22 protein-coding genes are annotated in these 26411 nt (G+C 72.2%); 8 read left to right on the forward strand and 14 right to left on the reverse strand.

What is annotated here, in order from left to right; all coding sequences use genetic code 11:
• Window positions 1-56 precede the first annotated feature (56 nt).
• The 5 genes from hpf to mtrA form a co-directional block, all read right to left on the reverse strand.
• Window positions 57-692 (reverse strand): ribosome hibernation-promoting factor, HPF/YfiA family, encoded by a 636-nt coding sequence (gene hpf, locus HAV40_RS20120; protein WP_166383497.1) that lies wholly within the window; start codon window positions 690-692, stop codon window positions 57-59.
• A gap of 256 nt (window positions 693-948) precedes the next feature.
• The gene (locus tag HAV40_RS20125; protein ID WP_166383499.1) at window positions 949-1677 is read right to left on the reverse strand and encodes a ComF family protein; all 729 of its coding nucleotides are present in this window, start codon (window positions 1675-1677) and stop codon (window positions 949-951) included.
• A 3-nt stretch (window positions 1678-1680) separates the two neighbouring features.
• The gene (locus HAV40_RS20130; RefSeq protein ID WP_166383501.1) at window positions 1681-3549 is read right to left on the reverse strand and encodes an LpqB family beta-propeller domain-containing protein; all 1869 of its coding nucleotides are present in this window, start codon (window positions 3547-3549) and stop codon (window positions 1681-1683) included.
• A complete protein-coding gene (gene mtrB, locus HAV40_RS20135) occupies window positions 3546-5117 on the reverse strand; it encodes an MtrAB system histidine kinase MtrB (RefSeq protein ID WP_166383695.1) in 1572 nt (523 codons plus the stop codon). Before mtrB ends, HAV40_RS20130 begins: the two co-directional genes overlap by 4 nt.
• A 210-nt stretch (window positions 5118-5327) precedes the next feature.
• On the reverse strand, window positions 5328-6017 hold the full coding sequence (mtrA, locus tag HAV40_RS20140; protein WP_120316862.1) for an MtrAB system response regulator MtrA: 690 nt from the start codon (window positions 6015-6017) through the stop codon (window positions 5328-5330).
• Window positions 6018-6238: 221 nt separating this feature from the next.
• On the opposite strand from mtrA, the gene HAV40_RS20145 reads away from it, so the two are divergent.
• From HAV40_RS20145 to HAV40_RS20165, 5 genes are read left to right on the forward strand one after another with little or no spacing between them, the layout of a single operon-like run.
• On the forward strand, window positions 6239-7081 hold the full coding sequence (locus tag HAV40_RS20145) for a hypothetical protein (RefSeq protein ID WP_166383503.1): 843 nt from the start codon (window positions 6239-6241) through the stop codon (window positions 7079-7081).
• On the forward strand, window positions 7081-7644 hold the full coding sequence (locus HAV40_RS20150; RefSeq protein ID WP_239085962.1) for a DUF4129 domain-containing protein: 564 nt from the start codon (window positions 7081-7083) through the stop codon (window positions 7642-7644). Before HAV40_RS20145 ends, HAV40_RS20150 begins: the two co-directional genes overlap by 1 nt.
• Window positions 7641-8870 (forward strand): DUF4350 domain-containing protein, encoded by a 1230-nt coding sequence (locus HAV40_RS20155; RefSeq protein WP_166383504.1) that lies wholly within the window; start codon window positions 7641-7643, stop codon window positions 8868-8870. Before HAV40_RS20150 ends, HAV40_RS20155 begins: the two co-directional genes overlap by 4 nt.
• The gene (locus HAV40_RS20160; RefSeq protein ID WP_166383506.1) at window positions 8867-9844 is read left to right on the forward strand and encodes an AAA family ATPase; all 978 of its coding nucleotides are present in this window, start codon (window positions 8867-8869) and stop codon (window positions 9842-9844) included. Before HAV40_RS20155 ends, HAV40_RS20160 begins: the two co-directional genes overlap by 4 nt.
• A 6-nt stretch (window positions 9845-9850) precedes the next feature.
• A complete protein-coding gene (locus HAV40_RS20165; RefSeq protein ID WP_166383508.1) occupies window positions 9851-11164 on the forward strand; it encodes a DUF58 domain-containing protein in 1314 nt (437 codons plus the stop codon).
• On the opposite strand, the gene HAV40_RS20170 is transcribed toward HAV40_RS20165, so the two are convergent.
• Complete coding sequence (locus tag HAV40_RS20170; protein ID WP_166383510.1) at window positions 11131-12117, reverse strand: stage II sporulation protein M; 987 nt, start codon at window positions 12115-12117, stop codon at window positions 11131-11133. The genes HAV40_RS20165 and HAV40_RS20170 overlap by 34 nt on opposite strands.
• 81 nt (window positions 12118-12198) lie before the next feature.
• On the opposite strand from HAV40_RS20170, the gene HAV40_RS20175 reads away from it, so the two are divergent.
• Complete coding sequence (locus tag HAV40_RS20175) at window positions 12199-13191, forward strand: RDD family protein (protein ID WP_166383512.1); 993 nt, start codon at window positions 12199-12201, stop codon at window positions 13189-13191.
• 95 nt (window positions 13192-13286) lie between these two features.
• Here the strand turns inward: HAV40_RS20175 and ahcY are convergent, their stop codons facing one another.
• From ahcY to HAV40_RS20210, 7 genes are all read right to left on the reverse strand, one after another.
• A complete protein-coding gene (gene ahcY, locus HAV40_RS20180; protein WP_166383514.1) occupies window positions 13287-14738 on the reverse strand; it encodes an adenosylhomocysteinase in 1452 nt (483 codons plus the stop codon).
• 378 nt (window positions 14739-15116) lie between these two features.
• A complete protein-coding gene (manA, locus tag HAV40_RS20185) occupies window positions 15117-16280 on the reverse strand; it encodes a mannose-6-phosphate isomerase, class I (RefSeq protein WP_166383516.1) in 1164 nt (387 codons plus the stop codon).
• 4 nt (window positions 16281-16284) lie between these two features.
• Entirely contained in the window at window positions 16285-17223 is a 939-nt protein-coding gene (locus tag HAV40_RS20190) for a cation diffusion facilitator family transporter (protein WP_166383518.1), read from the reverse strand.
• A 43-nt stretch (window positions 17224-17266) separates the two neighbouring features.
• Window positions 17267-18472, reverse strand: coding sequence for an SIS domain-containing protein (locus tag HAV40_RS20195; protein ID WP_166383520.1), 1206 nt, complete (start codon window positions 18470-18472; stop codon window positions 17267-17269).
• Window positions 18472-18654, reverse strand: a complete 183-nt coding sequence (locus HAV40_RS20200) for a Trm112 family protein (protein WP_166383522.1) — start codon at window positions 18652-18654, stop codon at window positions 18472-18474. The genes HAV40_RS20195 and HAV40_RS20200 overlap by 1 nt, the downstream gene beginning before the upstream one ends.
• Window positions 18655-18756: 102 nt before the next feature.
• On the reverse strand, window positions 18757-20136 hold the full coding sequence (locus tag HAV40_RS20205; RefSeq protein ID WP_166383524.1) for a phosphomannomutase/phosphoglucomutase: 1380 nt from the start codon (window positions 20134-20136) through the stop codon (window positions 18757-18759).
• A 259-nt stretch (window positions 20137-20395) separates the two neighbouring features.
• Window positions 20396-21829 (reverse strand): aldehyde dehydrogenase family protein, encoded by a 1434-nt coding sequence (locus tag HAV40_RS20210; protein ID WP_166383526.1) that lies wholly within the window; start codon window positions 21827-21829, stop codon window positions 20396-20398.
• Between the two features lie 83 nt (window positions 21830-21912).
• Here HAV40_RS20210 and HAV40_RS20215 point away from each other — a divergent pair, with 83 nt between their 5' ends.
• Together HAV40_RS20215 and gabT are read left to right on the forward strand one after the other, a co-directional pair.
• Window positions 21913-23343, forward strand: coding sequence for a gamma-aminobutyraldehyde dehydrogenase (locus HAV40_RS20215; RefSeq protein WP_166383528.1), 1431 nt, complete (start codon window positions 21913-21915; stop codon window positions 23341-23343).
• Window positions 23340-24623 carry a 4-aminobutyrate--2-oxoglutarate transaminase gene (gene gabT / locus HAV40_RS20220; protein WP_409364936.1) on the forward strand — a complete coding sequence of 428 codons (1284 nt, stop codon included), beginning with the start codon at window positions 23340-23342 and terminating at the stop codon, window positions 24621-24623. The genes HAV40_RS20215 and gabT overlap by 4 nt, the downstream gene beginning before the upstream one ends.
• A gap of 246 nt (window positions 24624-24869) precedes the next feature.
• On the opposite strand, the gene HAV40_RS20225 is transcribed toward gabT, so the two are convergent.
• Complete coding sequence (locus tag HAV40_RS20225; protein ID WP_166383532.1) at window positions 24870-26399, reverse strand: vWA domain-containing protein; 1530 nt, start codon at window positions 26397-26399, stop codon at window positions 24870-24872.
• Window positions 26400-26411: the final 12 nt, after the last annotated feature.

Here is a 26411-nt window from a genome sequence, read left to right on the forward strand (position 1 = left end):
ATGAGAATCGGCCTGCCCCGTCCGAGGACGGGGCAGGCCGAAGCCTGCCTATCGAGTCACCAGGCCAGCGTCAGCAGGCCGTAGTCGTACGCCTTGCGGCGGTAGACGACGCACGGCCGTCCGCTGTCCTTGTCGTGGAACAGGTAGAAGTCGTGCCCGACCAGTTCCATCTGGTACAGCGCGTCGTCGACCGTCATCGGCTCGCCGGAGAACTCCTTCTCCCGCACGATGTGCCACGGCTGGTCCTGGTCCTCCAGGGCGTCCATCGGTCCGCCCGCGCCATTGGCGGAGCGCGCGAGCGTGGCGGTGGCCGTGCCGCCCGTGGGGGGTTCGAACAGGGCCAGGTTCGCGGTGGCCTCGGCGACGGAGACCGGGGCGCGACGGCCGCGGTGCACCCGGCGGCGGTCGGCGGCCTTGCGCAGCCGACGGTCGAGCCGATCTACGGCCTCGTCGAGTGCGGAGTAGAAGTCGCTGGCGGCACCGGTGGCGCGGATGACCGGGCCGCGGGTGACGCAGGTGATCTCGATGTGCTGGCAGGAATCGGCTTGGCGCGGGTTGCGCTCGTGGATTAGCTCGACGTCGAATTCAATGATCTTCTGGTCATAACGTTCGACTTTCTGCAGCTTGTCGGCCACATGAACCCGGAAGTGATCCGGAACTTCAACGTTACGACCCTTGACCTCGATGTCCACGCCTGACCTCCCACGGTCTGTCCGAGTGCGGAACACCCCGGCAACTGGTGTCCGGGGCGCACTTCTCTCTATGCCCCTTCCGACGCTCTCGTCACCTCTTGCACGGTGACTTCCATCAGGTGGTTGGCTTCTGACGCTAGCCCCTTGTCAGCCACTCGTCATCCCTTGTACCAAGACTGTTTTGACGAGATTCGCCCTTTCGGTACCGCGCGTCACGGAGCCGTCACCCAGCATCGATCCAGCCATTATCCGAAGATTACGGCCATATTGCGCGCTGCGCAGGGTATCGGCGTGTCGCGGCCAGCGTCACACACGCATCGACATGTATCCCCGCCTCCGCCAGCAGGCAAGACGCCGCCGCCAGGGTCGACCCGGTGGTCACGATGTCGTCCAGCAACACCGTCACGGACCCGGGCGCGGCGCGGCGAGTCTGCTCCACGGCCCCGCGCCGGACCACGAAGGCACCGGCGGCGGCCACGGCCCGCTGTGCCGACGTCAGGTGCGCCGAATCCGCCTTCGGCAGCGCGCGCAGCGGGGCAGCGACGGCGGCCTGCCGCCCGGCCTCGCGCAGCCGGTCGGCCGCGCCGCGGGCCAACTGCCGCATGTGGTCGCCCTGCCGGGCCCTGGCCGCCGCGGCAGTGTCGGGCACGTAGAGCAGCAGCACCGGCCGCCCCGGTCCCGCCGTCGCGGCGACCGCCTCGGCCAGCAGCGCCCCGAGGGGCCGGGCCAGCCGGTGCCGCCCGCGCTCCTTGAACGCCAGGATCAGCTCGCGCAGCGCACCGTCGTACGCCCCCAGCGCCACGCACGCGGGCAGGCCGTCCGGGGCCGGATCGGGGCGGGTCGGACTCGCGCGCAGCGCCTCGACGGCACGCGCGCAGGTCGCACAGACCTCGTGGCGCAGCGCCTGCTCGGACCGCCCGCAACCGGCACACGGCGCGGGCAGCACGAGATCGGCCAGTGCCTGCCAGAGCGCCCCTACCGGCACGGCTCAGCCCTCGAAGGAGGCGGCCGTGACGGTCGGTTCCACCGGCGGTTGCGGCGACGAGGACGAGGATGGGTCCGGTGTGGGCGACGGAGTCAGCGGCGATGGGATCAACAGGAACTCCTTGCGCACCGGCGACAGGGTTCCGGTGAACACCTCGTTCGCGCGGCCGTCGACGTCAAGCAGGACGTCACCGCTGGTCTCGGTGCGCCCGGCGTTGCCGACGTACGCCGTGAGGTTCTTGATGACGGCTTTGCGTCCGGTCGGGAAGGTGCGCTCGATCGCGCCGTCGATGGTCACGTGCGCCAGCTCGGCCACATCGCCGACCGTGCTGACCACCACCATGTCCTCGCGCAGGAAGGCCACCTCGCGCAGCCGACCGGCCAGGCTGCTCGGCACCTTGCGCGGCTTGCCGACCTTGAAGGCGTTGAGCTTGGCACTGGCTCGCAGCAGCGGGGCGACGTAGAGCTGGCCGTTGATGACCAGTGCCATCCGGCGCCCGTCCGGCGCGACGCTCACTCCGGTGATCTTTCCGTGCGCGGTGGCCAGCGAGTCGTCGACCGGGATCGCGGCCGTGCCGTGCACGGGCACCGCCCAGAGCTGCCGGTCGGCCAGCACCAGGGCGGCGGTGCCCGCCCGGTCCAGCCAGATCGGCCGGGAGATCGACGTGGCGATCAGCCCGGTGCTGTGGATCGTCGGCTTGGCCACGGTGTCGTTGGCGGTCGACTTGTCCCGCAGGTCGCTGCGCGGACCGATGTACAGCTGCTGTTTGCCGTTGCCGGTGGCACGTACGAGGGCGAACGCGGTCTCGTCCTTGGCCACGGCCGCGGAGACGACGTCGTTGTTGATGGTCGAGGACAGCGCATCCTGTAACGGTGGATGCGTCTCCCCCTGCCGGGCCAGCCGGGTGAGGACTCCGTTCACCACCGCGTACCGGTTCGGATCACGCCCACTGGTCAGCGACGCGGCGAGGTTCTTGTCGGGGAAGCGGTAGTCCGTCGCGACGTCGCGCCCTTCCAATTGCAACTGGAGCTTGCGGTCATCACCGGGCCACAGCGTCCAGTGCAGTTGGGCCGCCAGACGGTCGCGCACCGCCGCGTCGGCGATGGCGCCCAGGTTGACCGTGACCTGGCTGGCGTCCTTCACGATGCTGCCCAACCGGCGGGTGCCGTCCGGCAGGCCCAGCACCGCGCCGGAGAGCCAAGCGGACGGGCCCTTCAGCAGCCAGTCGAACAACCGGTTGTCAACCTGCTCGTCCGGCACCGCCTTGGGCAGATAGCGCAGGTCCGGCACCAGTGAGGTGTTGTCGGTGTTCCAGAAGTAGATGGGCAGCCGCTGGTAGTAGGTCTCCAGCTTGTCCACGTCCAGCAGCAGTTCCTGCCGGGGATTCGTCAGCACCAGCCCTCCGCCGGGCAGCTGGGCGAACCTGAACTCGTCGGGCTTCGGCTCCCGCTCCTTGCCCTCGTACGGCAGTACCTGGCCATCGGGCGTCAGGACGCCGAGGCGCCGCATGTCCACCTCGACGGTGTCCCCCGACACCGTCATCTGTCCGACGTCGACCAGCACCACGTTGGCACCGGGGTTCCACTCGGCCTGCTGGTCGGCGGCGATGTACTGCCCCGCCGCGGCCATGATCGACTCATGGGCAGTGCCGTGATCACCCGCGGCCGCCTGCAGGAAGTCTTTGACCACCTCGGCCGGATCGGTCTCGTCCTTGCGCCACGGCGGTGGCTTGACGCTGCTGGACGAGGTCAGCCCGGGACCGGCGGACGGGCCCGGCCCGTCGCGCACCACGTCGTCGCGCACCCCGATGCCGCAACCGGCCAGGGCCAGCGCGGCCGCCCCGGCGAGCAGCGCGCTCGCGGCCCGCCTCATGCCGCCACCTCCGCGGAGCCCTGGCGCTGGCGTGCGACGGCCACCTCGGCCGGAATCAGCGGCAGCGGCGAACCGGTCAGCCTGCCCCCGGCCCGCACCGGCAGCGTGAGCCGGAACTGTGCGCCCTTCCCGGGTGCCCCCCAGGCCTCCAGCCAGCCGCCGTGCAGCCGGGCGTCCTCCAGGCTGATCGACAGGCCGAGTCCGGTGCCACCGGTCTGCCGGGCGCGGGAGGGGTCAGCCCGCCAGAACCGGTTGAACACCAGCTTCTCCTCGCCCGGCTTCAGGCCCACGCCGTGGTCGCGCACGGTGATCGCGATGGCCCGCGGGTCGATACCCAGGGTGACCGTGACCGGTCGGCCTTCGCCGTGGTCGACGGCGTTGCCCACCAGGTTGCGCAGGATCCGCTCGACGCGGCGCGGATCGATCTCCGCGATGACCGGCGGATCGGGTGAGACCAGTTCCAGATTGATGCCGACCCGGTCGGCCACCGACTCCAGCCGCTCGGTCACCCGGCGCACCACTGTCACCAGGTCGGTCGGCTCGGAGTCGAGCATGGCGAAGCCGGCGTCGAAGCGGCTGATCTCCAGCAGGTCGGTGAGCAGTTCCTCGAATCGGTCCAGCTCGGCCTGCAGCAGTTCCGCGCTGCGCGCCGACGCGGGATCGAAGTCCTCGCGCTGGGAGTAGAGCAGGTCGGCCGCCATCCGCACCGTGGTCAGCGGGGTACGCAACTCGTGCGACACGTCCGAGGTGAAGCGGCGCTGCAGCCGGGACATCTCCTCCAGCCGCACGATCTGGCGCTGGAGGTTGGCCGCCATCTGGTTGAAGGCGTCGGCGAGCAGCGCCATCTCGTCCTCGCCGTTGACGACCATGCGCTGATCGAGCAGTCCGGCGGACAGGCGCTGCGCCGTCCGGGCAGCGACCCGGACAGGGCTGACCGTGGCCCGCGTGACCAGCGCGGTGACCATGCCGAGCAGCAGCACCAGCGCGACACCGACGAAGCTGACCGTCGACGTGATGTCCTTGGCCACCTCGACCTCGGTGTCGACGGGGAAGAGGTAGTAGAGCTCGACCGAACCGCCGCGCCAGCGCGGGGTGGGCACGTTCGAACCCCAGACGAGGTAGGTGTGCGTGCCGTCTCCCAGATCGGCACTGACGTACTGGAACGACCGCTCCCGGCCGATGACGGCGCTCTCGAGTTCACGGGAGATCGCGGGTCGCAGATCGAGGCCCTGCGGCCAGGCTGACCCTGTGCTGCTCAGTGCCGATGCGGCGGTCACCTGGGTGAAGCGCATCGTGACGACGACGCCGTCCTGGCCTCCGGTCAGCGAGCTGAGCAGCCTGATCACCTGTGCGGGGGTGTCCGGGCTCTCCGGGTTCGGGATCGCGCTCAGCTGCTGCTCGGCGATCTTCACTCCGCTGATGACCTGCTTTCGCGCGTCCTGCTCAGCACCCGTGAGCAAGCTCTCCGTGCTGGTCTCGGCGATCAGGTAGCCGAAGCCGCCGACCAGCACGCTGGAGCAGAGCAGGGTGATGGTGACCATGCGCAGCTGCAGCGAGCGCCGCCACATCCGGCGTGCCTGGCGCACCCCGGGGGCCAGCCGCCGCGCCGTGGGGCGCAGGGCGGGCACCCGGGCGGTCCGCTTCACCAGTTGCTTGAGCGCGGCGCCCGCCCGCGCGGGGAGGCCGGGCACGCTCACGGGCTGCCCGTCGTGCCCCGCCTCGCGGGGTTTGGGCAGCTCAACAGGGGTGGGGGTGGGGGTGGTCACGGTCGGTCCAGGTTAGCTGGTGCCGGCCTTGTAGCCCACGCCGCGCACGGTCAAGATGATCTCCGGACGCTCGGGGTCCGGTTCGATCTTGGCGCGCAGACGTTGCACGTGCACGTTCACCAGCCGGGTGTCCGCCGAGTGGCGGTAGCCCCAGACCTGCTCCAGAAGCACCTCGCGGGTGAACACCTGGCGCGGCTTGCGGGCCAGCGCGACCAGCAGGTCGAACTCCAGCGGGGTCAGCTTCACCTCGGCCCCGTTGCGGGTCACCGTGTGCGCGGGCACGTCGATGATGATCTGGTTGTCCGGCGGCCCGATGGTCAGCAGCTCCGGGGTCACGTCCTCGCCGCGGCGCAGCCGTGCCCGCACCCGGGCCACCAGCTCCTTGGGCTTGAACGGCTTGACCACGTAGTCGTCGGCGCCGGACTCCAGGCCCAGCACCACGTCGACGGTGTCGCTCTTGGCGGTCAGCATCACGATCGGCACGCCGGACTCGGCCCGGATCGCGCGGCACACGTCCAGCCCGCTCATCCCGGGCAGCATCAGGTCCAGCAGCACCACGTCGGGACGCGCCTCGCGGAAGGCGGCCAGCGCCCGCTCCCCGTCGGCCACGAAGGCGGGCACGAAACCCTCACTACGCAGCACGATGCCGAGCATCTCGGCGAGCGCGGGATCGTCGTCCACCACCAGGACACGCGCCCTCATGCGGTAAACCTCGGTGTCATCGGCTCGCTCATGTCGTCCAATATCCCATCCCACCCGCCGAGACACGAACCCGCTTCACCGATCTCGTCCGATCGGCCAGGGTGGGGACCACGTATGTGGCCACGCCGTGCCAGGATGACGGCGGTCTCCGCCACCCCCGGAACACCGCTGGTCCGCCGCGTCGTGGGCCGCCCCACCACCGACACCCCTCGGAGCGACGATTGGAACGCGCCGCGTCATCGGCCGCGCGCCGGCTGCCGCGTGACGAAGCGCTGCCACTGCGCCCGCTCACCCTGGGCGAGCTGCTGGACACCGCTTCGGAGCTGGTACGCCGCCGTGCCGTCGTGCTGCTGGCGGCCGCCGCGGTGCTCGCGCTGCTGGAGCAGGCGGTGCTCGTGCCGTGGCGGCTCAGCCTCGACATCCGCCTCAGCGACGGCCCGGCCGGCCTGTCGGGCGGCTACTGGCTGCTGCTGGCGGCCGGTGCGGGCCTCGAAGCCCTGATCATCGTCTGGCTCGGGCCCGCGGCGGGCGGGGCGGCCGTCGAGGCCGTGACCGGCAAGGCCCCACCCCGCGCCCGGATGCGCGCCGGTGTGGCCACCGCGCTGGTGGGCGTGGTCGCGGCGGTGCCCGCGGCGCTCGGGGCGTTCCTCGGCCCGGTGTGGCTGCTCGGGTATCCGCTGTTCGGGCTGGCCGCGGTCGCGGTGACGATCGAGCGGCGCGGTCCGCTGGGGGCGCTGAGGCGGGCGACCGGGCTGGCCTTCCGTGGCGGCATGCGCGGTGCCGCCGTGCGGGTCGTCGGCTACTTCTCCTGGCTGCTCATCCGCTTCGCCTTCTACCTGGGCCTGCTCGCCGGGCTGGAACTGCTGCCGCTGCCGGACGTCGCGGCGGAGTGGCTGATGGTGGGGATGGTCGTCGCCGCCAACGCGCTGGCGTACGCCAGCCTGGCCGCCCTCGACGCCGCGCTGCTGATCGAGTCGCGGGTGCGGCTGGAGGGCCTGGACCTGTGGCTCACCGGAGCCGCCCGGCACCGTGAACCCGACCCCGAGATGCTGGCGGCCCGCTGATGCGATGGTGGAACGAGACGGTCGCGATCTTCGACGACGTCATCCCGTTCGGGCTGGCCGCCCCCCTGTCGCTGCTGCTGGCGGCCATCGTCGGGGTGCTCTGGCACACGTTCCCGGCCTGGCTGCCCGGCCGCTGGCGGCTGGGCTCCCGGAAGCGTGGGCGCGAACCGGACCTGCGTATCGAGAAGGCCGACCGGTCCGCCGTGGACGAGGACCAGCCCGAGGTCGACGAGCTGCCGCCGCTGGCCCCGGAGGTCTACCTCTCCCAGGCCGACCGCTACGCCGCCGAGGGCCGCTGGGCCGAGGCGGTCCGGGAGCGGCTGCGCGCGATGGTGCGCGAGCTCGTCGACCGGGGTGTGGTCGAGCACGTGCCCGGCTGGACGGTGACCGAACTCGCCCGCGCCGCCGGTGGAACCCGGCCCGAGCTGGGCCCCGCCCTGGACGGCGCGACCAGGATCTTCTCCGGCATCTGGTATGCCCAGCGCCCGGCGACCGCCGGGGACGACGAACTGATGCGGGGCCATCTGGCCACCGTGCACGAGCTGGTGCGAGGTGGGCGATGACGGCCACGGCGCAACGCCGCCGCCGTTGGCGGCTGGTGCTGCCGATGCTGCCGGTGCTGGCCCTGATCGTGGTCTCGGTGACCGCGCATCTGGTCGAGGAGCCGTCGGCCTCGGACCCGGCCTACCTGTCCCCCACCGGAGACGGCCCCGACGGGGCGGCCGGGCTGGCCGCGCGACTGCGCGCCCGGGGCGTGACGATCCGCTACGTCACCGGCAGCGACGAGGCACTGACGGCGGCGAGGGCGGCCGGTGGTGACGCGACGCTGTTCGTCCCCACCCCGCAGTTCCCGTACCGCGATCAGCTCCGCCGCCTGTACCTGCTGCCCGACCGCACCCGTGTGGTGCTGGTGGAGCCCGACGACGACCAGGTCCGGCAGGCGACGGACGCGCTGGGCGCGACCGAACGGCGCTGGGCTACACGCGTCGCCGCCCGTGGCGCGGGCTGCCGGCTGACCGACGCCGGGCCCGCCGCCGTCGTACGGACCCGGTACGGGCTGCTGGAGTACGCCGACGTTCCGCTGGAGAGCTGCTACGACGGCGGCCTCGTCCGGGTGGTCGAGGACGGCGTGGAGTTCGTGCTGGTCGGCAGCGCCGACCCGTTCCGGGCGGAGCGGGCCGCCGAGCACGGCAACGCCGAGCTCGCCCTGGACCTGCTCAGCGCCAGGAGCACCGTGATCTGGCTCGATCTGCACGAGCGCGAGACGCCGCCACCCAGGCCCCGGATCGACATCCCCGAGCGCACCGCCCGCCCGTCGCACTCACCCGCGGCCGCTCCCGCCGACGGGCCCAGCCCGTTCCCGGACTGGCTGTTCTGGGTGGTCGTGACGCTGCTGGTCGCGACGCTGGCGATCGTGCTCGCGCGGGGCCGCCGGCTGGGCCCGCCGGTCCCGGAGGCGCTGCCGGTCGACGTGCCCGGCGCGGAGACCGCGGCCGGACGCGGCCGGCTCTACCGGCGGGTCCGGGCACGCGGCCCGGCGCTGGAGACGCTGCGCGCCGCCGCCCGTCGCCGCCTGGCCGCGGCGCTGGGCCTGCCCCCGACCGCGGGCCCCGAGACGCTGCTGCCGGCGCTGCAGGCGCGCACCGGCGACGACCCGCACCGGCTGGGCGCGATCCTCTACGGGCCGCCGCCGCAGACCGACGAGCAACTGCACACCGGCGCCGTGGAGCTGCGGCAGCTGGTCGAATGCGTGACCGCACGACCTGTTGATGAAGGAGAGCACCGGTGACCCAGCCGTCGACTACCGAGACCGCCGAACCCGCCCGCGAGGCGCTCGGCCGGCTGCGCGCCGAGGTGGCCAAGGCGGTGGTCGGCCAGGACGGCGTCGTCGCCGGGCTGGTCATCGCGCTGCTGTGCCGCGGGCACGTGCTGCTGGAGGGCCCGCCCGGGGTGGCCAAGACCCTGCTCGTACGCAGTCTCGGCGCGGCCCTGGACCTGGAGATGAAGCGCATCCAGTTCACCCCCGACCTGATGCCCGGCGACGTCACCGGCTCGGTGATCTACGACCCGCGCAGCGCCGAGTTCCAGTTCCGCCCCGGCCCGGTCTTCACCAACCTGCTGCTCGCCGACGAGATCAACCGGACGCCGCCGAAGACCCAGTCGTCGCTGCTGGAGGTCATGGAGGAGCGCCAGGTGTCCGCGGACGGGGTGACCCGGCCGCTGCCCGAGCCGTTCCTGGTCGCCGCGACGCAGAACCCGATCGAGCACGAGGGCACCTACCCGCTGCCCGAGGCGCAGGTGGACCGCTTCCTGCTGAAGCTGACCGTGCCGCTGCCCGCCCGCGAGGAGGAGCTGGGCGTGCTGCGCGCGCACCACGGCGGGTTCGACCCGCGCGACCTGGGCGCGGTCGGCATCAAGGCGGTCGCCGGGCCGGTCGAGCTCGCCGCGGCGCGGGAGGCGGTCGGCCGGGTCACCGTGACCGAGCCGGTGCTGGGATACATCGTGGACGTCTGCCGGGCCACCCGGTCCACCCCGTCGGTGGAGCTGGGCGCGTCGCCGCGCGGCGCGACCTCGCTGCTGGCCACGTCGAAGGCGTGGGCCTGGCTGGGCGGGCGCGACCACGTGACCCCGGACGACGTCAAGGTCATGGCGCGGCCGACGCTGCGGCACCGGCTGCGGCTGACGCCCGAGGCGGAGCTGGAAGGCGTCACCGCCGAGTCGGTCCTGGACGCCGTGCTCGCCTCCGTGCCGACCCCGCGGTAGGGCGGCGTGCCCACCGCTCGTGCCGCCCTGCTGGCCGCGCTGTGCGCGCCGATCGTCGGCGTGGCCTCGGCGCTGTCCGCCGTCCCGCCGTGGGCGCTCGCCGGAGTGCTGCTGGCGCTGGTCGCGGCGGCGGTGCTCGCCGACTGGGCGCTGACTGCCGACCCGCGCCGGATCGCCGTCCGGCGCGCGACGACGGGTGCCGTGGTGCGGCTCGGCGAGGACGTCGAGGTCGCGCTGACCGTGGCGAACCACGCGGACGCCGACGTCAAGCTGCTGGTACGCGACGCCTGGGTGCCCTCGGCCGGGGCACGCCCGTACGCCCACCGGGTCGCTCTGGCCCCCGGCGAGGCCGCGACGCTGACCACCACGCTGACCCCGACCCGGCGCGGCGACCGCACCGCCGAGCAGGTCACCGTACGCACCCACGGCCCGCTCGGGCTGGCCGTGCGGCAGAGCGACCACCGGCCGCCGTGGAACCTGCGGGTGCTGCCCCGGTTCACGTCGCGCAAGCACCTGCCGGAGAAGCTGGCGCGGCTGCGCACCGTCGAGGGCGCGACCGCGATCCGGGGCCGTGGCCAGGGCACCGAGTTCGACGTGCTGCGCGAGTACGTGCCCGGCGACGACGTGCGCTCGATCGACTGGCGGGCCACCGCCCGGCGGCGTGACGTGATCGTGCGCACCTGGCGGCCCGAGCGGTCCCGGCGCATCGTGTGCGTGCTGGACACCGGCCGCACCAGTGCGGTCCGGGTCGGCGACGAGCCCCGCCTGGACGCCGCGATGGACGCCGCGCTGCTGCTGGCCGCGGTCGCGCAGGAGGCCGGCGACCAGGTCGACCTGATCGCGGCCGACCACCGGGTGCGCTCCGTGGTGGCCGGGTCGCACGGCCGGTCCACCCTGCCGCGCCTGATCAACGCGGTGGCCCCGCTGCAGCCCGCGATGGTGGAGACCGACTTCGAGCTGATCACCAGCGAGGTGCTGCGCCGGGAGCGCAAGCGCTCGCTGGTGGTGATCTTCACCGCGCTGGAGCCCGGCGCGCTCGGCGAGGGCCTGCTGCCGGTGCTGCCGCGGCTGGCCTCCCGGCACCGGGTGCTCATCGCCGCCGTACACGACCCGGCCCTGGCCGCGCTGGCCGCCACCGCCCTGCACGGCCCGAACGACGTCTACGCCGCCGCGGCGGGCACCCGCGCGCTGGCCGAACGGGAGAAGCTGAGCGGCGCGCTGGCCCGCTACGGCGTGGGCGTGCTGGACTTCCCGGCCGACACGTTCGCCAGCCAGGTCACCGACGCCTACCTCGCCTTGAAGGCCACCGGCAGGCTCTGATCGGGTGCCTCGGCGCGCTCGGCGCGGCGGCCCAGCACGAACACGTACACCAGGAAGGCGGTCCACACCAGCACGCCGATCGCGTCGCGCACCAGCACGGGCAGGATCGACGGCGTCACGAACGCCTCCAGCAGCCCGGCCACGGCGAGCACGCCGACCAGCCCGACCGCGCCGGTGATGCCCTGCCGCGCGGCGGCGGCCAGCGACTGCCCCCGGGTCAGCACCGGGCCCGGCACCACCCAGGACCAGCCCACCCGCAGGCCGATCCCGGCCGCCACGAAGATCGCGGTCAGCTCCAGCAGGCCGTGCGGGGCGATCAGCCCGAAGAAGACGTCCGCCCGGCCGTTGGCGATCATCAGGCCCGCGGTCGCCCCGATGCTGAGCGCGTTCTGCCACAGGACGTACGCGACGGGCAGCAGCAGCACCCCGGCGACCAGGCTCTGCGCCGCGATCCAGGCGTTGTTGGTCCAGACCAGCAGCCCGAAGTTGGGCGCGAAGTACTCGCTGTAGTACGCCTCGAAGTCGTGCTCGACCAGGCTCTCGATGTCGGCTTCGCTCATCCCGAGGGCCTGCGGCAGCGTGGGGTCGTTGATGACCCAGGTCGCGACCGCCGCCGCCACCAGCAGGAAGCACACGGCGGCGCTGATCCACCAGCGGCGTGCCTGGTAGATGGCCAGTGGCAGGTCGTGCACGAAGAACCGGGGCAGCCGCGCCCAGTCCACCGGCTGCGCCCCCGTGATCGCCGCGCGGGCCGACAGCACCAGCCGGGACAGTTCGGCCACCAGGGCCGGGTCCGGGGTGCGGCTGCGCACCACGGACAGGTGGGTGGCCACCCGCTGGTAGAGCAGCACCATCTCGTCGGCCTCGGCCGCGGTGGGCTTGCGCCGACGGCTCAGCACCTCCAGACGCCGCCACTCGCCGCGGTGCTCGGCCACGTACGCGTCCAGGTCCACTCGATCGTCCTCTCCCCCGGTTGTCCGACGGCAGCCTAGCGGGGGCAGTCGCGTGGCGCGGGCCTGTGATTCACTGTGCCGATGCGGCAGGGGCGGGATTCGGCGGAGAGCACGGCGGGGCTGGTCAGCGGCGAGGCCGTGCACCTGGAGGTCCGGCTCGCCCGTGCGGGGTCGCGGGTGCCCGCGCTGATGATCGACATCGTCGCGCAGCTCATGGTCTTCTTCGTGCTGGTGCTGCTCCTGCTGGCGTTCTTCGGCATCACCCGCCTCGGCGACGCGGCCAGCTCGCAGGCGTCGTACATCATCGCCCTGGTCCTGACCACGGTGGGCTATCCGACCCTGATGCTGGTGCTCACCCGGGGCCGTTCCCTGGGCAAACTCGCGATGGGCCTGCGCGTGGTACGCGACGACGGCGGCCCGATCACGCTGCGCCAGTCGTTCACCCGCGCCCTGGTCGGAGCGACCCTGGAGTGGCCGGGCATGCTCCTGATCGTCAACTGGGCGGTGAGCCTGGTCGTGCTGACCGGCTCGCCGCGCGGCAAGCGCCTGGCCGACGTCGTCGCGGGCACCATCGTGATCCACGACCGCAGCCCCGAGGGCTGGGGCTGGGTGCCGACGACCCCCGCGCCACTGGCGCGCTGGGCATCGACCCTCGACCTGACCGGCCTCGACGACGAGCTGGCGCTGGCGGCGCGGCACTTCCTGGCCCGCAGCCGCGGGCTCCGCGAGCCCTACCGCACCCGGCTGGGGCACGCGCTGGCCAGCGACATCGCCGCCAGCGTCACCCCGGCTGCCCCGGCCGACACCCCCGGCTGGGCCTACCTGGCCGCGGTGATCGGCGAACGGCACCGCCGGGCGGCTCAGCGCCTGGCCCGCGACCGGGCCAGCCACGCCCTGCTCTGGCCGGAACTCTTCCCGCCCATGCCCGCCCCGGCACTCGCCGGAGCAGCCCCCCAGGGAACCTTCCCCAGCGCGCCCTTCCCCGGCGGCCCCGCGCCGCTCATCCCCGGTCAGATCGCACAGGCCGCCCCGGCCGTCGACCCGCGGTCACTGCGGCCCGCCACCCCCGTCTGACGGGGCGTCAACGCGAAAGATCGCCGTTTCGTGTCGAAGCCTGCGGTTGAAGCACAGGTCTCGGCACGAAACGGCGATCTCGCGGCAGCCCAGGATCAGTACCGGTAGTGGTCCGACTTGTACGGACCCTCGACCGGGATGCCCAGGTATTCGGCCTGCGGCTTGGTGAGCTCGGTCAGCCGGACGCCGAGGGCGTCCAGGTGCAGCCGGGCCACCTTCTCGTCGAGTTCCTTGGACAGCGTGTAGACGCCGATCGGGTACTGGTCGAGCTTGGTGAACAGCTCGATCTGCGCCAGGACCTGGTTGGTGAAGCTGTTGCTCATCACGAACGACGGGTGACCCGTGGCGTTGCCCAGGTTCAGCAGCCGGCCCTCGGACAGCACGATGATCGAGTGGCCGTCGGCGAAGCGCCACTCGTCCACCTGCGGCTTGATGTTGATCCGCTCGACGCCCGTGGTCTTCGCCAGCCCGGCCATGTCGATCTCGTTGTCGAAGTGGCCGATGTTGCCGACGATGGCCTGGTGCTTCATCCGGCTCATCTGCTCGCCGGTGATGACGTCCTTGCAGCCGGTGGCGGTGATGAAGATGTCCGCCGTGGCGACCACGTCCTCCAGGGTGGCGACCTGGTAGCCGTCCATCGCCGCCTGCAGCGCGCAGATCGGGTCGATCTCGGTGACGATGACCCGGGCGCCCTGGCCGCGCAGCGACTCCGCGCAGCCCTTGCCCACGTCGCCGTACCCGGCCACGACCGCGACCTTGCCGCCGATCAGCACGTCGGTGGCCCGGTTGATGCCGTCGATCAGCGAGTGGCGGCAACCGTACTTGTTGTCGAACTTGCTCTTGGTGACCGAGTCGTTGACGTTGATCGCCGGGAAGAGCAGCGAGCCGGTCTGCTGCATCTCGTAGAGGCGGTGCACGCCGGTGGTGGTCTCCTCGGTCACGCCCTTGATGCCGGCCGCGATGGTGGTCCAGCGCTTGGCGTCGGCGACCAGCGAGCGCTGCAGCACGCCGAGGATGATCGCGTACTCCTCGGAGTCGGCGGTCTCGGGCGACGGCACCGCGCCGGCCGCCTCGAACTCCACGCCCTTGTGTACGAGCAGGGTGGCGTCACCGCCGTCGTCGAGGATCATGTTCGGGCCCTCGCCGCCCGGCCACTGCAGGATCTGCTCGGTGCACCACCAGTACTCCTCGAGCGTCTCGCCCTTCCAGGCGAAGACCGGCACGCCCGCGGGCGCGTCGACGGTGCCCTGGCGGCCGACCGCGATCGCGGCGGCGGCGTGGTCCTGCGTGGAGAAGATGTTGCAGCTGGCCCAGCGCACGTCGGCGCCCAGGTCGACCAGCGTCTCGATCAGCACCGCGGTCTGCACGGTCATGTGCAGCGAGCCGGCGATGCGTGCCCCCGCCAGCGGCTGGGCGGCGGCGAACTCACGGCGTACCGCCATCAGGCCGGGCATCTCGTGCTCGGCGAGCTGGATCTCCTTGCGGCCGAACGCCGCGAGGGAAAGATCGGCGACCTTGAAGTCGCCGGGGGCAAGGGTGCGGGCCATAGATGAACTCCCAATCGGTCGGCTGACCAGTGCGAGGTACAGCCTACTTCTCCGCGTCCCAGGGTCCGAGAACCGGCTCCGCCGGAGGGTCGGTGGGGTCATACGTGTGGCCCGGCCCCCGGACGGACCCTCCGCCTCGAAGACCGGGCCACACTCCCCCCGGTTTGGTTCCCCCGCGCGTGGCTCGGTCTGAATGATCCCGATAACGCTGCGTGAGTAAAAGGCTACACTCCGCTCTTCCGGTGTCAAGCAGAACCGGCGAGTCATGCCCGCCACCGTGTCGCGGCGGTCAGCGGGTACGCGAAAAGGCCTGCCCGGCTGAGAAATGGGGTTCATTTTCAACCGGGCAGGCCAGCGTCCGTTGTGGAGACAAGCGGCTCAGAGCGAGCCGAGGTACACCTCTCCGGTGCCCGAGAAGATCATCTTGCCGCCGTCCGCCGCGCCGAACGCGGCCTCGCCGCCGCCCAGCCGCGCCGCCCCGGAGGCGTCGCCGACCGTCACCGCCCCCGCCAGGCACAGCGCGGTACGCGGACCCGCCGGGTCCAGCGCCGCCTCGCCGCCGTCCAGCCGGATGCGGTGCAGCCGGAAGTCGTCCACCGGCACCGACCAGGTGTCCACGCCCGCCGCGACCGGCTCCGGGTCCCGCACCGGCTGGTGCAGCGGCTCGAAGCGCAGCACGCGCAGCAGCTCGGGCACGTTCACGTGCTTGGGCGTCAGCCCCCCGCGCAGCACGTTGTCGCTGGCCGCCATGATCTCGACCCCGGCCCCGCGCAGGTAGCCGTGCAGGTTGCCCGCGGGCATCCAGATACCCTGCCCGGGAGCCAGTACCACGTGGTTGAGCAGCAGCGCGACCAGCACCCCGACGTCACCCGGGTAGTCGTGCGCCAGCAGCCGCACCAGGCCGCGCGGACCGCCGCCCGCCGGGCCGTCCGGCAGGTTCCCGGACACCGCCACCGCCTGCTCGACCAGCTCCGCGCGGGTGTACGCGGGCCAGCTGAGCAGCGCGCGTACGCCCTCGCGCAGGTCGCCCACGGCCAGCGCGCCGACCACCGGCTTGAGCGCCGTGATCCCGAGCGCGTCGACCAGCTCGGCCGACTCGGCCACCGGCCGGAACCCGCAGAGCGCCTCGAACTCGGTGTACGCCACCAGCAGTTCGGGCTTGTGATTGCTGTCGACGTAGCTGCGGTGCGCGGCCCCGCGCGGCACCCCGGCCGCGTCCTCGGCCGCGTAGCCGTCAGCCGCCTGCCGCGCGTCGGGATGCGCCTGCAGGGACAGCGAACGCTCCGCCGCCAGCAGCTTGAGCAGGTACGGCAGTCGTACGCCGAAGCGGTCGAGCGCGTCGGCGCCGAGCAGATCGCCCGGCGCCGACGCGATCACGTCGACCAGCGGAACGTCGTCCACCAGGGAGGAGCAGTCGGGATGTGCGCCGACCCACAGCTCGGCCTCGGGCCCGTCACTGGGCACGGCCCGGCCCTGCACCCGCGCGATGACCTCGTGCGAGCCCCACGCGTAGGGCCGGATGCGGTTGTGGAGAAGGCGCACTCGCTCAGCCCTTCTGGTGGTAGATGTCCGGCTCTAGGTAGATCAGCTTAGCGATCGGGACCGCCTCGCGGATCCGCCGCTCGGTGGCGTCGATGCCCCTGGCCACGTCGTCGGCCGTCTCGTCGTGCCGGACCGCGATCTTGGCAGCGACGAGCAGCTCCTCCGGACCGAGGTGCATGGTGCGCATGTGGATCAGGCGCTCCACCTCGGGACCGTTCTCGATCGCCACGGCGATCGCCTTGACGTGCTCGTCGGTGGCCGACTCGCCGAGCAGCAGGCTCTTGGTCTCGACCGCCAGCACCACGGCGATGACGACGAGCAGGAGACCGATCATGGTAGTGCCGGCGGCATCCCAGACACCATTGCCGGTGATCAGCGTCATGGAGACGCCGAACAGGGCCAGCACCAGGCCCACCAGCGCGCCGAGGTCCTCCAGGAGGATCACCGGCAGCTCCGGCGCCTTGGCCCGCCGGATGAAGTCCTTCCAGGAGGCGCTGCCGCGCACCGCGTTCGACTCGACGATCGCGGTGCGGAAGGAGAACGACTCCAGGACGATCGCGACGAGCAGCACCGTGACCGGCAGCCATTGCCAGCTGGTGATCGCGCCGCGGTCCGCGTTGGTCGTGGCCTCGTGGTACTTGTGATACCCCTCATACAGGGCGAACAGGCCACCCACGCTGAACAGGACGATCGACACGATGAACGCGTAGATGTACCGCTCCCGGCCGAAGCCGAACGGGTGCAGCGGCGTCGCCTTCCGTTGGGCACGGCGGCCACCGAGCAGCAGCAGCACCTGGTTGCCCGAGTCGGCGACCGAGTGGATCGCCTCCGCCAGCATCGACGACGACCCGGACAGGGCCCACGCGATGAACTTGGTGATCGCGATGCCCACGTTCGCCAGCAGCGCCGCGACGATGGCCTTGGTGCCACCGCCCGCGCTCACGCCCGTACCCCATGCATGTAGTTGTTGAGCCCGCTTCGCTCGCTCACTTGCGCAACTGCTCCTTCAGCTCCGTGACGGCCGGCACCGCCATCGGATCCAGGCCATGCCCGAGGCCGAGATAGACCGAGGCGAAGTCAGTCGCCGCGACCAGTGAGGCGAACCGCTCCAGCGCCGATCCGCCTTCGGCGGTGAGCACGTCCACCTCGATCCCGCGCCTCGCCGCGATGTCCTGCACCACCTCGGCTCGCCGGTCCGTCGTCTGCGCCGCACTGTTCTCGTCGGCGAGCCCACCGTCGCACAGCAGCACCACCCGCAGACGCGGGGGGTCGCCCGTCACGTCGTCGAGATCGGGATCAGCGAAGATGTCCCGCTCCGAGGCGGCCAGCGCCCCGAACACACCGTCCAGCAGACCCACCCGCCCACGCCCGGCCTCACCCAGCGCGTCGGTGACGACCGGGTAACGGGCGTTCGCGGACAGCATGTCGCCGTAGCGCACCGCGGCGACCGCTGCCAGCGGTGAGTCGCCCCAGATGACCGGGACCGAGCCGGCCATGTTCAGGGCCAGCGTCTTGGAGATGTTGACGAACGTCTCGGCGGTCGGCCGGCAGCGGTCGGCGTCCTGGTCCAGGCGCACCGCCGTCTCGGCCAGGTCAGCCTCGTTGACCTTGACCAGGCCCAGCGCACGCGCCGCCATCAGCACCGGCACCGTCAGACCCCACATGTTCGCCCGCGCCGCGCCACGGCGCGGCACCGGGATGAACGGGGCCCGGTAGCGCTCGGCCACCGACTGCAGCGGCGAACCCGGCGCGCCGATGCCGACCAGGCGGGCGCCGCGGCGGCCCGCCATCTCGGCCACCGCCAGCGCCTCCGGCGAGCGGCCCGACGCCGACACCGCGATCACCACGTCGGCCGCGCCGATCCAGCCCGGCACCTCCACGCTGCGGTGGGTCAGCACCGGCACCAGGCAGCGCGGCCCGGCGATGGTCGCCAGGATGTCACCGGTGCGCGCGGCGGTGCCCGCACCGACCACCACGACCGCCCGGGGGCGGCCCTCGTCGGCGAGGTGGCTCAGGTCGGTCTCGGCGGCCAGCGTGGTCGCCTCACGCACCTGCGCACCGGCCGACGCGATGGCCCGGAGCATGCCCCCGGGGTCACGCGCGGCCAGCGCCGGTGCGTTGTCCAGCAGCGCCTCGTCGAAGAAGCGGTTGCCGCGCACACCCGCGGCGCCGTCGAGCGGGCTGGTCGCCATCACTCACCCGCCGGGGCGGTGAGCACCTCGTCGAGCAGCAGCACCGGCAGCCCGTCCCGCACCGGGTAGACCCGGCTGCAGGAGGTGCAGGTCAGCGTCTGCGCCTCGGGGTCGTGGGTCAGCGACCCGTGATCCTCGGCCGGGCAGGCGAGGACTTCGAGCAGTTGCGGGGCGAGCGACACGTCGGGCTCCTTCAGAGATCGCCGGCTGAGCTGACGAACGCGGCGTGCCGCGGCACGCCCCACCGGGGCGCGCCGCGCGCTCACCACGTTCCGCGAAGCAGCCTACCCACGGACCAGCTTCAGCACCTCGTCGCGCAGCTCCGACATCCGCTCCGGCGTCGGGGCCTCGACGTTGAGGCGCAGCAGCGGCTCGGTGTTGGAGGCGCGCAGGTTCACCCAGCTGCCGTCGCCGAAGGCCACGGTCAGGCCGTCCAGCTCGTCCTGCTGCTCGCCCGCGAAGTGCGCCCGCACCTGCGACAGCTTCGCGCCCTGGTCCGCGACCACCGAGTTGATCTCACCGGACGAGGTGTACCGCTCGAACTGCGCGCCCAGCACCGACAGCGGGCCGTCCTGCTCGCCCAGCGCCGCCAGCACGTGCATCGCGGCCAGCATGCCGGTGTCGGCACCCCAGAAGTCGCGGAAGTAGTAGTGCGCCGAGTGCTCGCCGCCGAAGACCGCGCCGGTCGTCGCCATCTCCGCCTTGATGAAGGAGTGGCCGACCCGGGTACGCACCGGGATGCCGCCGTGCTCGCGCACGATCTCCGGGACGGCCGCCGACGTGATCAGGTTGTGGATGATCGTCGCACCGGGGTGCTTGGCCAGCTCACGGGTCGCGACCAGCGCGGTCACCGCGGACGGGGAAACCGGAGCGCCCTCGGCGTCGACCACGAAGCAGCGGTCGGCGTCGCCGTCGAAGGCCAGTCCCAGGTCGGCCCCGTGCTCCCGCACCGCCGCCTGCAGGTCCACCAGGTTCGCCGGCTCCAGCGGGTTGGCCTCGTGGTTCGGGAACGAGCCGTCCAGCTCGAAGTACAGCGGCACGATGTCCAGCGGCAGCGCGGGCAGCACGGCGTCGCCGAGCACCGCCGGGACGGTGTACCCGCCCATGCCGTTACCGGCGTCGACGACGACCTTCAGCGGCCGGATCCCGCTCAGGTCCACCAGCGTGCGCAGGTGCGCCGCGTAGTCGGCCAGCATCTCGCGGGTCTCGATGTCACCGGACGGGGCGGGCATCTCCGCGCGCGTGTCCAGCAGCTCCTGCGCGCGCTCGCGGATCGCGGCCAGCCCGCTGGCCTGGCCGACCGGCTTGGCCCCCGCGAAGCACAGCTTGATGCCGTTGTACTGGGCCGGGTTGTGGCTGGCGGTGAACATGGCACCGGGCAGGCCCAGGATGCCGGAGGCGTAGTACAGCAGGTCGGTCGAGCCGAGACCGGCGTTGATCACGTTGACGCCCTCGGCGCGTACGCCGTCGGTGAACGCCTTGACCAGCGACGGCCCGGAGTCGCGCATGTCGTGCGCGACCACGATGGTGCCCCGGTCCTCCCCCAGCGCCCGCAGCGTCTGCGCGAACGCCCGGCCCAGCGCCCCGGCCACCGGCTCGTTCAGCTGCTCGGGCACGGTGCCGCGAACGTCGTACGCCTTGACGATCTGGGACAGGTCAGACACAACATCTCCTTAAGCCTCAACTATCTGCTTCACCCTAACCACCGCACGTCACGTACCCCGCTCGGGCGCGCGCGTATCACCGCGCCCCGCCCCACCAAGATCGTCCGACTTGCCTGGCACCCGTGCGTACTGTGAACAACGATTCGCACAGGTGCCTGGCAAGTCGAACGATCGACGAGCCGCACCGGACGCACGGCCGCGCCCCGGGGCCGTGGCCGCCGGGGCGCGTTCGGGAGCACTGTCGGGTGTGGCGCGATCGTCAGAGTTGCAATCCGGTGAGGACGAGGACGCGAGGGTCGGTGTAGTCGTCCATGGCGCTGCGCAGGCCCTCGCGGCCGGTGCCGGAGCCCTTCACGCCGCCGTACGGCATCTGGTCGGCCCGGAACGACGGCACGTCGCCGACGATCACGCCCCCGACCTGCAACGTCGCGTGCGCGGTGAACGCCGTCTGCAGGTTGCCCGTGAACACACCCGCCTGCAGCCCGAACGCCGAGTCGTTGACCGCCGCGAACGCGGCCTCGTCGGAGTCCACCGTGGAGACCACCAGCACCGGCCCGAACACCTCGTCGCAGGCGACCTTCGCGTCAGCGGGCACGTCGGACAGCACGGTCGGCGCGTAGGTCGCGCCGTCGCGCGTCCCGCCCGCCAGCACGCGGGCACCGGCCGCGACGGCCTCGGCCACCCAGCTCTCGACCCGTTCCGCCGCCGCCACGCTGATCATCGGGCCGACCTGCGTATCGGCCGCCGCCGGGTCGCCGCTCTTGAGGGCCTGCACCGCGGCGACCAGCTTCGGCACGAACGCCGCCGCCTGGTCGCGGTGCACGATCACGCGCTGCACCGCGATGCAGCTCTGCCCGGCCTGGTAGTTGCTGAAAAGCGCGATGCGCTGGGCCGCCCAGTCCAGGTCGCCGTAGTCGCCGCAGACCACGGCGGCGGCGTTGCCGCCCAGTTCCAGGGTCACGTGCTTGTGCGGCACGGCGGCCTGGATCGACGCGCCGACCGGCCCGGACCCGGTGAACGACACCACCGGCAGCCGCGGGTCGGCGACCAGCGCGGCGGCCCGCTCGTTGGGGATCGGCACCACGGAGAACATGCCCGCGGGCAGCTCGGTCTCGGCCAGCAGCTCGCCGAGCAGCAGCGCGGACAGCGGCGTCGCCGGGGCGGGCTTGACGATGATCGGCGCGCCGACCGCGATCGCCGGGGCGACCTTGTGCGCGACCAGGTTCAGCGGGAAGTTGAACGGGCTGATGCCCAGCACCGGGCCCTTGGGGAAGCGGCGTACGACGGCCATCCGCCCGGCGGCGGCCGGGTCGGTGTCCAGGCGCATCAGCTCACCCGAGAACCGGCGCGCCTCCTCGGCGGCCCAGCGGAACGTGGAGACGGCGCGGCCCAGTTCGGCCTTGGCCCACATGAGCGGTTTGCCGTTCTCGGCGCTGATGAGCGCGGCGACCTCGTCGCCCCGTTCGGCCAGCCGCCGGCTCACGTGGTCGAGCGCGGCGGCGCGGGCGGCGGCGGGGAGCCGGGCGGCGTCGGCGGCTACCGCAGCAGCGGCTGCTACGGCGTTTTCGACCTGCTCAGGCGTAGCGTTGGCGGTCTGACCGACCACGCGCCCGTCGTAGGGGTTGTGTACATCAACGAGATCATCACTGGTCTCCGGGGAACCGGCGATCCAGTACGGGGTCCGATCGGCCATATGCCCACCCTAACGCACGGAAACAGTTGCTCAAGACCCTTGCTCGACACGGATTTCGTCGCGAAGATAGCCGTATGCCACCGATGACAGAGAAATTGTCGAACTTTATCAACGGCAAGCACGTTGCTCCCGTGGACGGCGGCTACGCCGATCTCATCGACCCGTGCACCGGGGAGATTCTCGCCCAGACGCCGGTCTCCGGGAAGCAGGACGTCGAGGACGCGATGGCCGCTGCGGCGGCCGCGTTCGAGACCTGGCGCGACACCACGCCCAGCGAGCGCCAGAAGGCCCTGCTCAAGATCGCTGACGCCGTCGAGGCGCGCGCCGACGAGCTGGTCGCCCTGGAGAGCCGCAACACCGGCAAGCCGCTGCACCTGACCGCGAGCGAGGAGCTGCCGCCCGCGATCGACCAGATCCGCTTCTTCGCGGGGGCGGCCCGGCTGCTGGAGGGCCGCTCGGCCGGCGAGTACATGGCCAACATGACCAGTTACGTGCGCCGCGAGCCGATCGGCGTCTGCGCGCAGGTCACGCCCTGGAACTACCCGCTGATGATGGCGGTGTGGAAGTTCGCGCCCGCCATCGCCGCGGGCAACACCGTGGTGCTCAAGCCGTCGGACACCACGCCGATGTCGACGCTGCTGCTGGCCGAGATCGCGGCCGAGTTCCTGCCGCCGGGCGTGCTCAACGTCGTCTGCGGCGACCGCGACACCGGCCGCGCCCTGGTCGCGCATCCGACCCCGGCGATGGTCTCCATCACCGGCTCCACCCGCGCGGGCTCCGAGGTCGCCGCGTCGGCCGCGCCCGCGCTCAAGCGCACCCACCTGGAGCTGGGCGGCAAGGCCCCGGTCATGGTGTTCGACGACGCCGACATCGCGGCGGCCGCCGAGGGCATCGCGATCGCCGGGTTCTTCAACGCGGGCCAGGACTGCACCGCGGCCACCCGGGTGCTGGTCACCGAGGGCGCGTACGACGCGTTCGTCGAGGCCCTCACCGAGCAGGCCCGCAGCCTCAAGACCGGCGCGCCGGACGACTCCGACGTGCTCTACGGCCCGCTCAACAACGCCAACCAGCTCGCCAAGGTCACCGGCTTCATCGAGCGGCTGCCCGCGCACGCCCGGGTCACCGCGGGCGGCGAGCGCGTCGGCGAGCGCGGATTCTTCTTCGCCCCGACCGTGGTCGCCGACCTGGTCCAGGCTGACGAGATCGTCACCGACGAGGTGTTCGGCCCGGTCATCACCGTGCAGAAGGTCACCGACGAGGCCGAGGCGCTGCGCTACGCCAACGACTGCCGCTACGGGCTGGCCTCCAGCGTGTGGACCGCCGACCACGGGCGGGCGATGCGGTTGAGCCGTCGGCTCGACTTCGGCTGCGTGTGGATCAACACCCACATCCCGCTGGTCGCGGAGATGCCGCACGGCGGTTTCAAGCAGTCGGGGTACGGCAAGGACCTGTCCGCGTACGGCCTGGAGGACTACACCCGGGTCAAGCACGTCATGCACAACATCGGAGAATGATCGTGAGCAGTTCCTCGGAGATCCACGCCCGGCGCGTGGACGCGGTGGCCCGCGGCGTCGGCTCGGTGCTGTCCTCCTACGTGGACCACGCCGGCGGCGGCACGCTGACCGACGTCGACGGGCGCGAGTGGATCGACTTCGCGGCCGGCATCGCCGTCACCAACGTCGGCAACAGCGCCCCCGCCGTGGTCGCGGCGGTACGCGAGCAGGTCGAGCGGTTCACCCACACCTGCTTCATGGTCACCCCGTACGAGTCGTACGTCGCGGTGTGCGAGCAGCTCAACGCGCTGACGCCCGGCGACTTCGCGAAACGCTCGGCGCTGTTCAACTCCGGTGCCGAGGCGGTCGAGAACGCGGTGAAGATCGCCCGGTACGCCACCGGGCGGTCCGCGGTGATCGTGTTCGAGCACGGCTACCACGGCCGGACGAACCTGACCATGGCCCTGACCGCGAAGAACATGCCGTACAAGCACGGCTTCGGCCCGTTCGCGCCGGAGGTCTACCGCGCGCCGATGTCGTACCCGCTGCGCGACGGCCTCACCGGCGAGCAGGCCGCCGCCCGCGCCATCGACGTGATCACCACGCAGGTCGGGGCGCAGAACGTGGCCGCGATCGTGATCGAGCCGATCCAGGGCGAGGGCGGCTTCGTGGTGCCCGCGCCCGGTTTCCTGCCCGCGCTGGCGTCCTGGGCCTCCGCGAACGGCGCGCTGTACGTCGCCGACGAGATCCAGACCGGCTTCTGCCGCACCGGCGACTGGTTCGCCTCCACGCACGAGCAGGTCGTCCCCGATCTGATCACGACGGCGAAGGGCATCGCGGGCGGCCTCCCGCTGGCCGCCGTCACCGGCCGTGCGGAGATCATGGACGCGGTGCACGCCGGCGGTCTCGGTGGCACGTACGGCGGCAACCCGCTCGCCTGCGCCGCCGCCCTCGCCTCCATCCAGACCATGCGCGACCTGGACCTCAACGCCGCCGCCCGCCGCATCGGCGCGACCCTGACCGACCGCCTCGCCACCCTGGCCGACAAATACCCACAGATCGCCGAGGTACGCGGCCGAGGCGCGATGATCGCCATCGAGCTGGTCAAACCCGGCACCCTCGACCCCGACCCGATCCTCACCGGAGCCGTGAACAAGGCCTGCCACGCCGCCGGCCTCCTCACCCTGACCTGCGGCACCTGGGGAAACGTCTTCCGCTTCCTCCCACCCCTGGTCATCTCCGACACCGACCTGGACCGCGGCCTCACCATCCTCGACCAGGCCTTCGCCACCACCACCTGACCACCCGCCCGGCTCCGGCTCCCGGCTCCGGCTCCGGCCCCGGCTCCGGCCCTCCGGCTCCGGCTCCGGCCCCGGCTCGCCGACCGTGAAGATCGCTGTTTCCGGTCAAAACCTGCGTTCTGACCACAGGTTTTGACCGGAAACAGCGATCTTCACGGTCGGCGAGCGATGGGAAGGGCACCTTCCACACCGCTTGAGCGGTGTGGAAGGTGCCCTTCCCATCGTCAGGACGGCCTCGCGGCGGCCTTAGAACGGCCAGGCGGCCGACTCGCCGGACTCGATCAGGCCGATCATCGAGAACGCCGCGTCGGTGAGGCCGCCGAAGGCATGGCGGTTGGGTACCGACGGCGTGTGGCCAAGGCGGTAGCCCGCCAGGTTCCAGGTGTAGACGGGCACCGTGGCGGGCACCGCCGCTGCCACGTCGGCGCTGCCGTGCCAGTGGGCCTGCTCGTCGGTGAGGATGACGACCCGGTCGTGGCCCGCGTAGTGCTTGCGGACCGCGTACTCGGTCGACGTGCCCCCGCCGAAGAACCAGCCGTCGTTCTTGAACCGCTGCACGGCCTTGAGCACCGACTCACCCGGACGCAGGTCGAAGACCTTCGTGTCGTTGGAGAACGACACGACCGTCGGATCGGCCGCCCGTGCCGCCAGCGCCAGGCCGAACATGGTCGCGGCGTCCCAGCAGCGCAGCGAGCCGTCCCGGCTGAAGACGCTGTTCATCGACCCCGAGGTGTCGACGAGGACCAGCGTGCGCCCGCCGAGCCGGGGCACGTTGCCCAGCGCGAACTGCAGCGCCTTCTCCAGCGGGTACGCCCAGCGCAGGCTGGGGGCCGCGTTGTACGCCGACAGGAAGCGCATCGGCAGCACCCGCGACCGGTCCACCTCGTCCGGGTCGGACAGCTTCGCCGCCACCACGGCCGCGACCTCGTCGCTCACCCCGGCCTGGTCGAAGTTGCGCAGGTTGCGCAGCAGCGCCAGGTATCCCATAGACGGGATCACCGCCGACCACGCCGCCGCGTCCAGCGGACCCTGCCGCCAGCCCGCGAGCGCCTCCCAGGTCATCCCGGCCGCACCCAGCACCTGCGCGTCGAGCACTCCGGCCCGCTGCTCGACGGGCAGCGCCATCAGCTCGGCGCGGGCGCGCAGCACGGACAGCGTCTCCGGGATCGGGTTGTCCCGCTGGTGGCGACGGTCCAGCGCGTGCTGGAACAGCTCGCCCTGGGCCGCGTCGCGCGGGCTCGGGTGAGTCAGCTCCAGCACGTCGGCGAACCGCAGCGCGTGGCTGTCCGAGTCGTACTTGAGCAGGCTGCGCTCGTGGTAGAGCCGCACCGCCGCGTCGGCGACACCGCGCTTGACCGGCTTGGGCAGCGCCCGGCCGTACACCGACAGCCAGTACGCCAGGGCCTCGCCGGGCTCGTCGGCCCGCTGCAGCGCCGCGCCGACGATCGCGCGCGAACCGGGGATACCGGCTGCGACCTGTGCCTTCGCGCCCTCCAGCGCGGCCACGACCGAGGCGCTGCGCAGGTTGGCGCCCAGGCGCAGCCACGGCACGAAGCGCGCGAACCACTCCGGATCCGCCACGGCGACCTTCGCCACCAGCGCACGGAACCGGTCGTCGCGCGCGTCGGCGCGCTCGTAGAAGGTCTGCTCGCCGACCATGTTGGCCACGGCCAGCAGGAACAGTTCCAGCTTGGGCTCGCGGGCGTAGCCGGGCGCGCCCTCGGCGGTCACCCCGGCCGGGCGCTTCATGATCGTCGAGAGGTTGAACTTGGCCATGAGGTCCCCTCC

Source organism: Catellatospora methionotrophica (genome assembly GCF_011297335.1).
Lineage (GTDB): Bacteria > Actinomycetota > Actinomycetes > Mycobacteriales > Micromonosporaceae > Catellatospora > Catellatospora methionotrophica.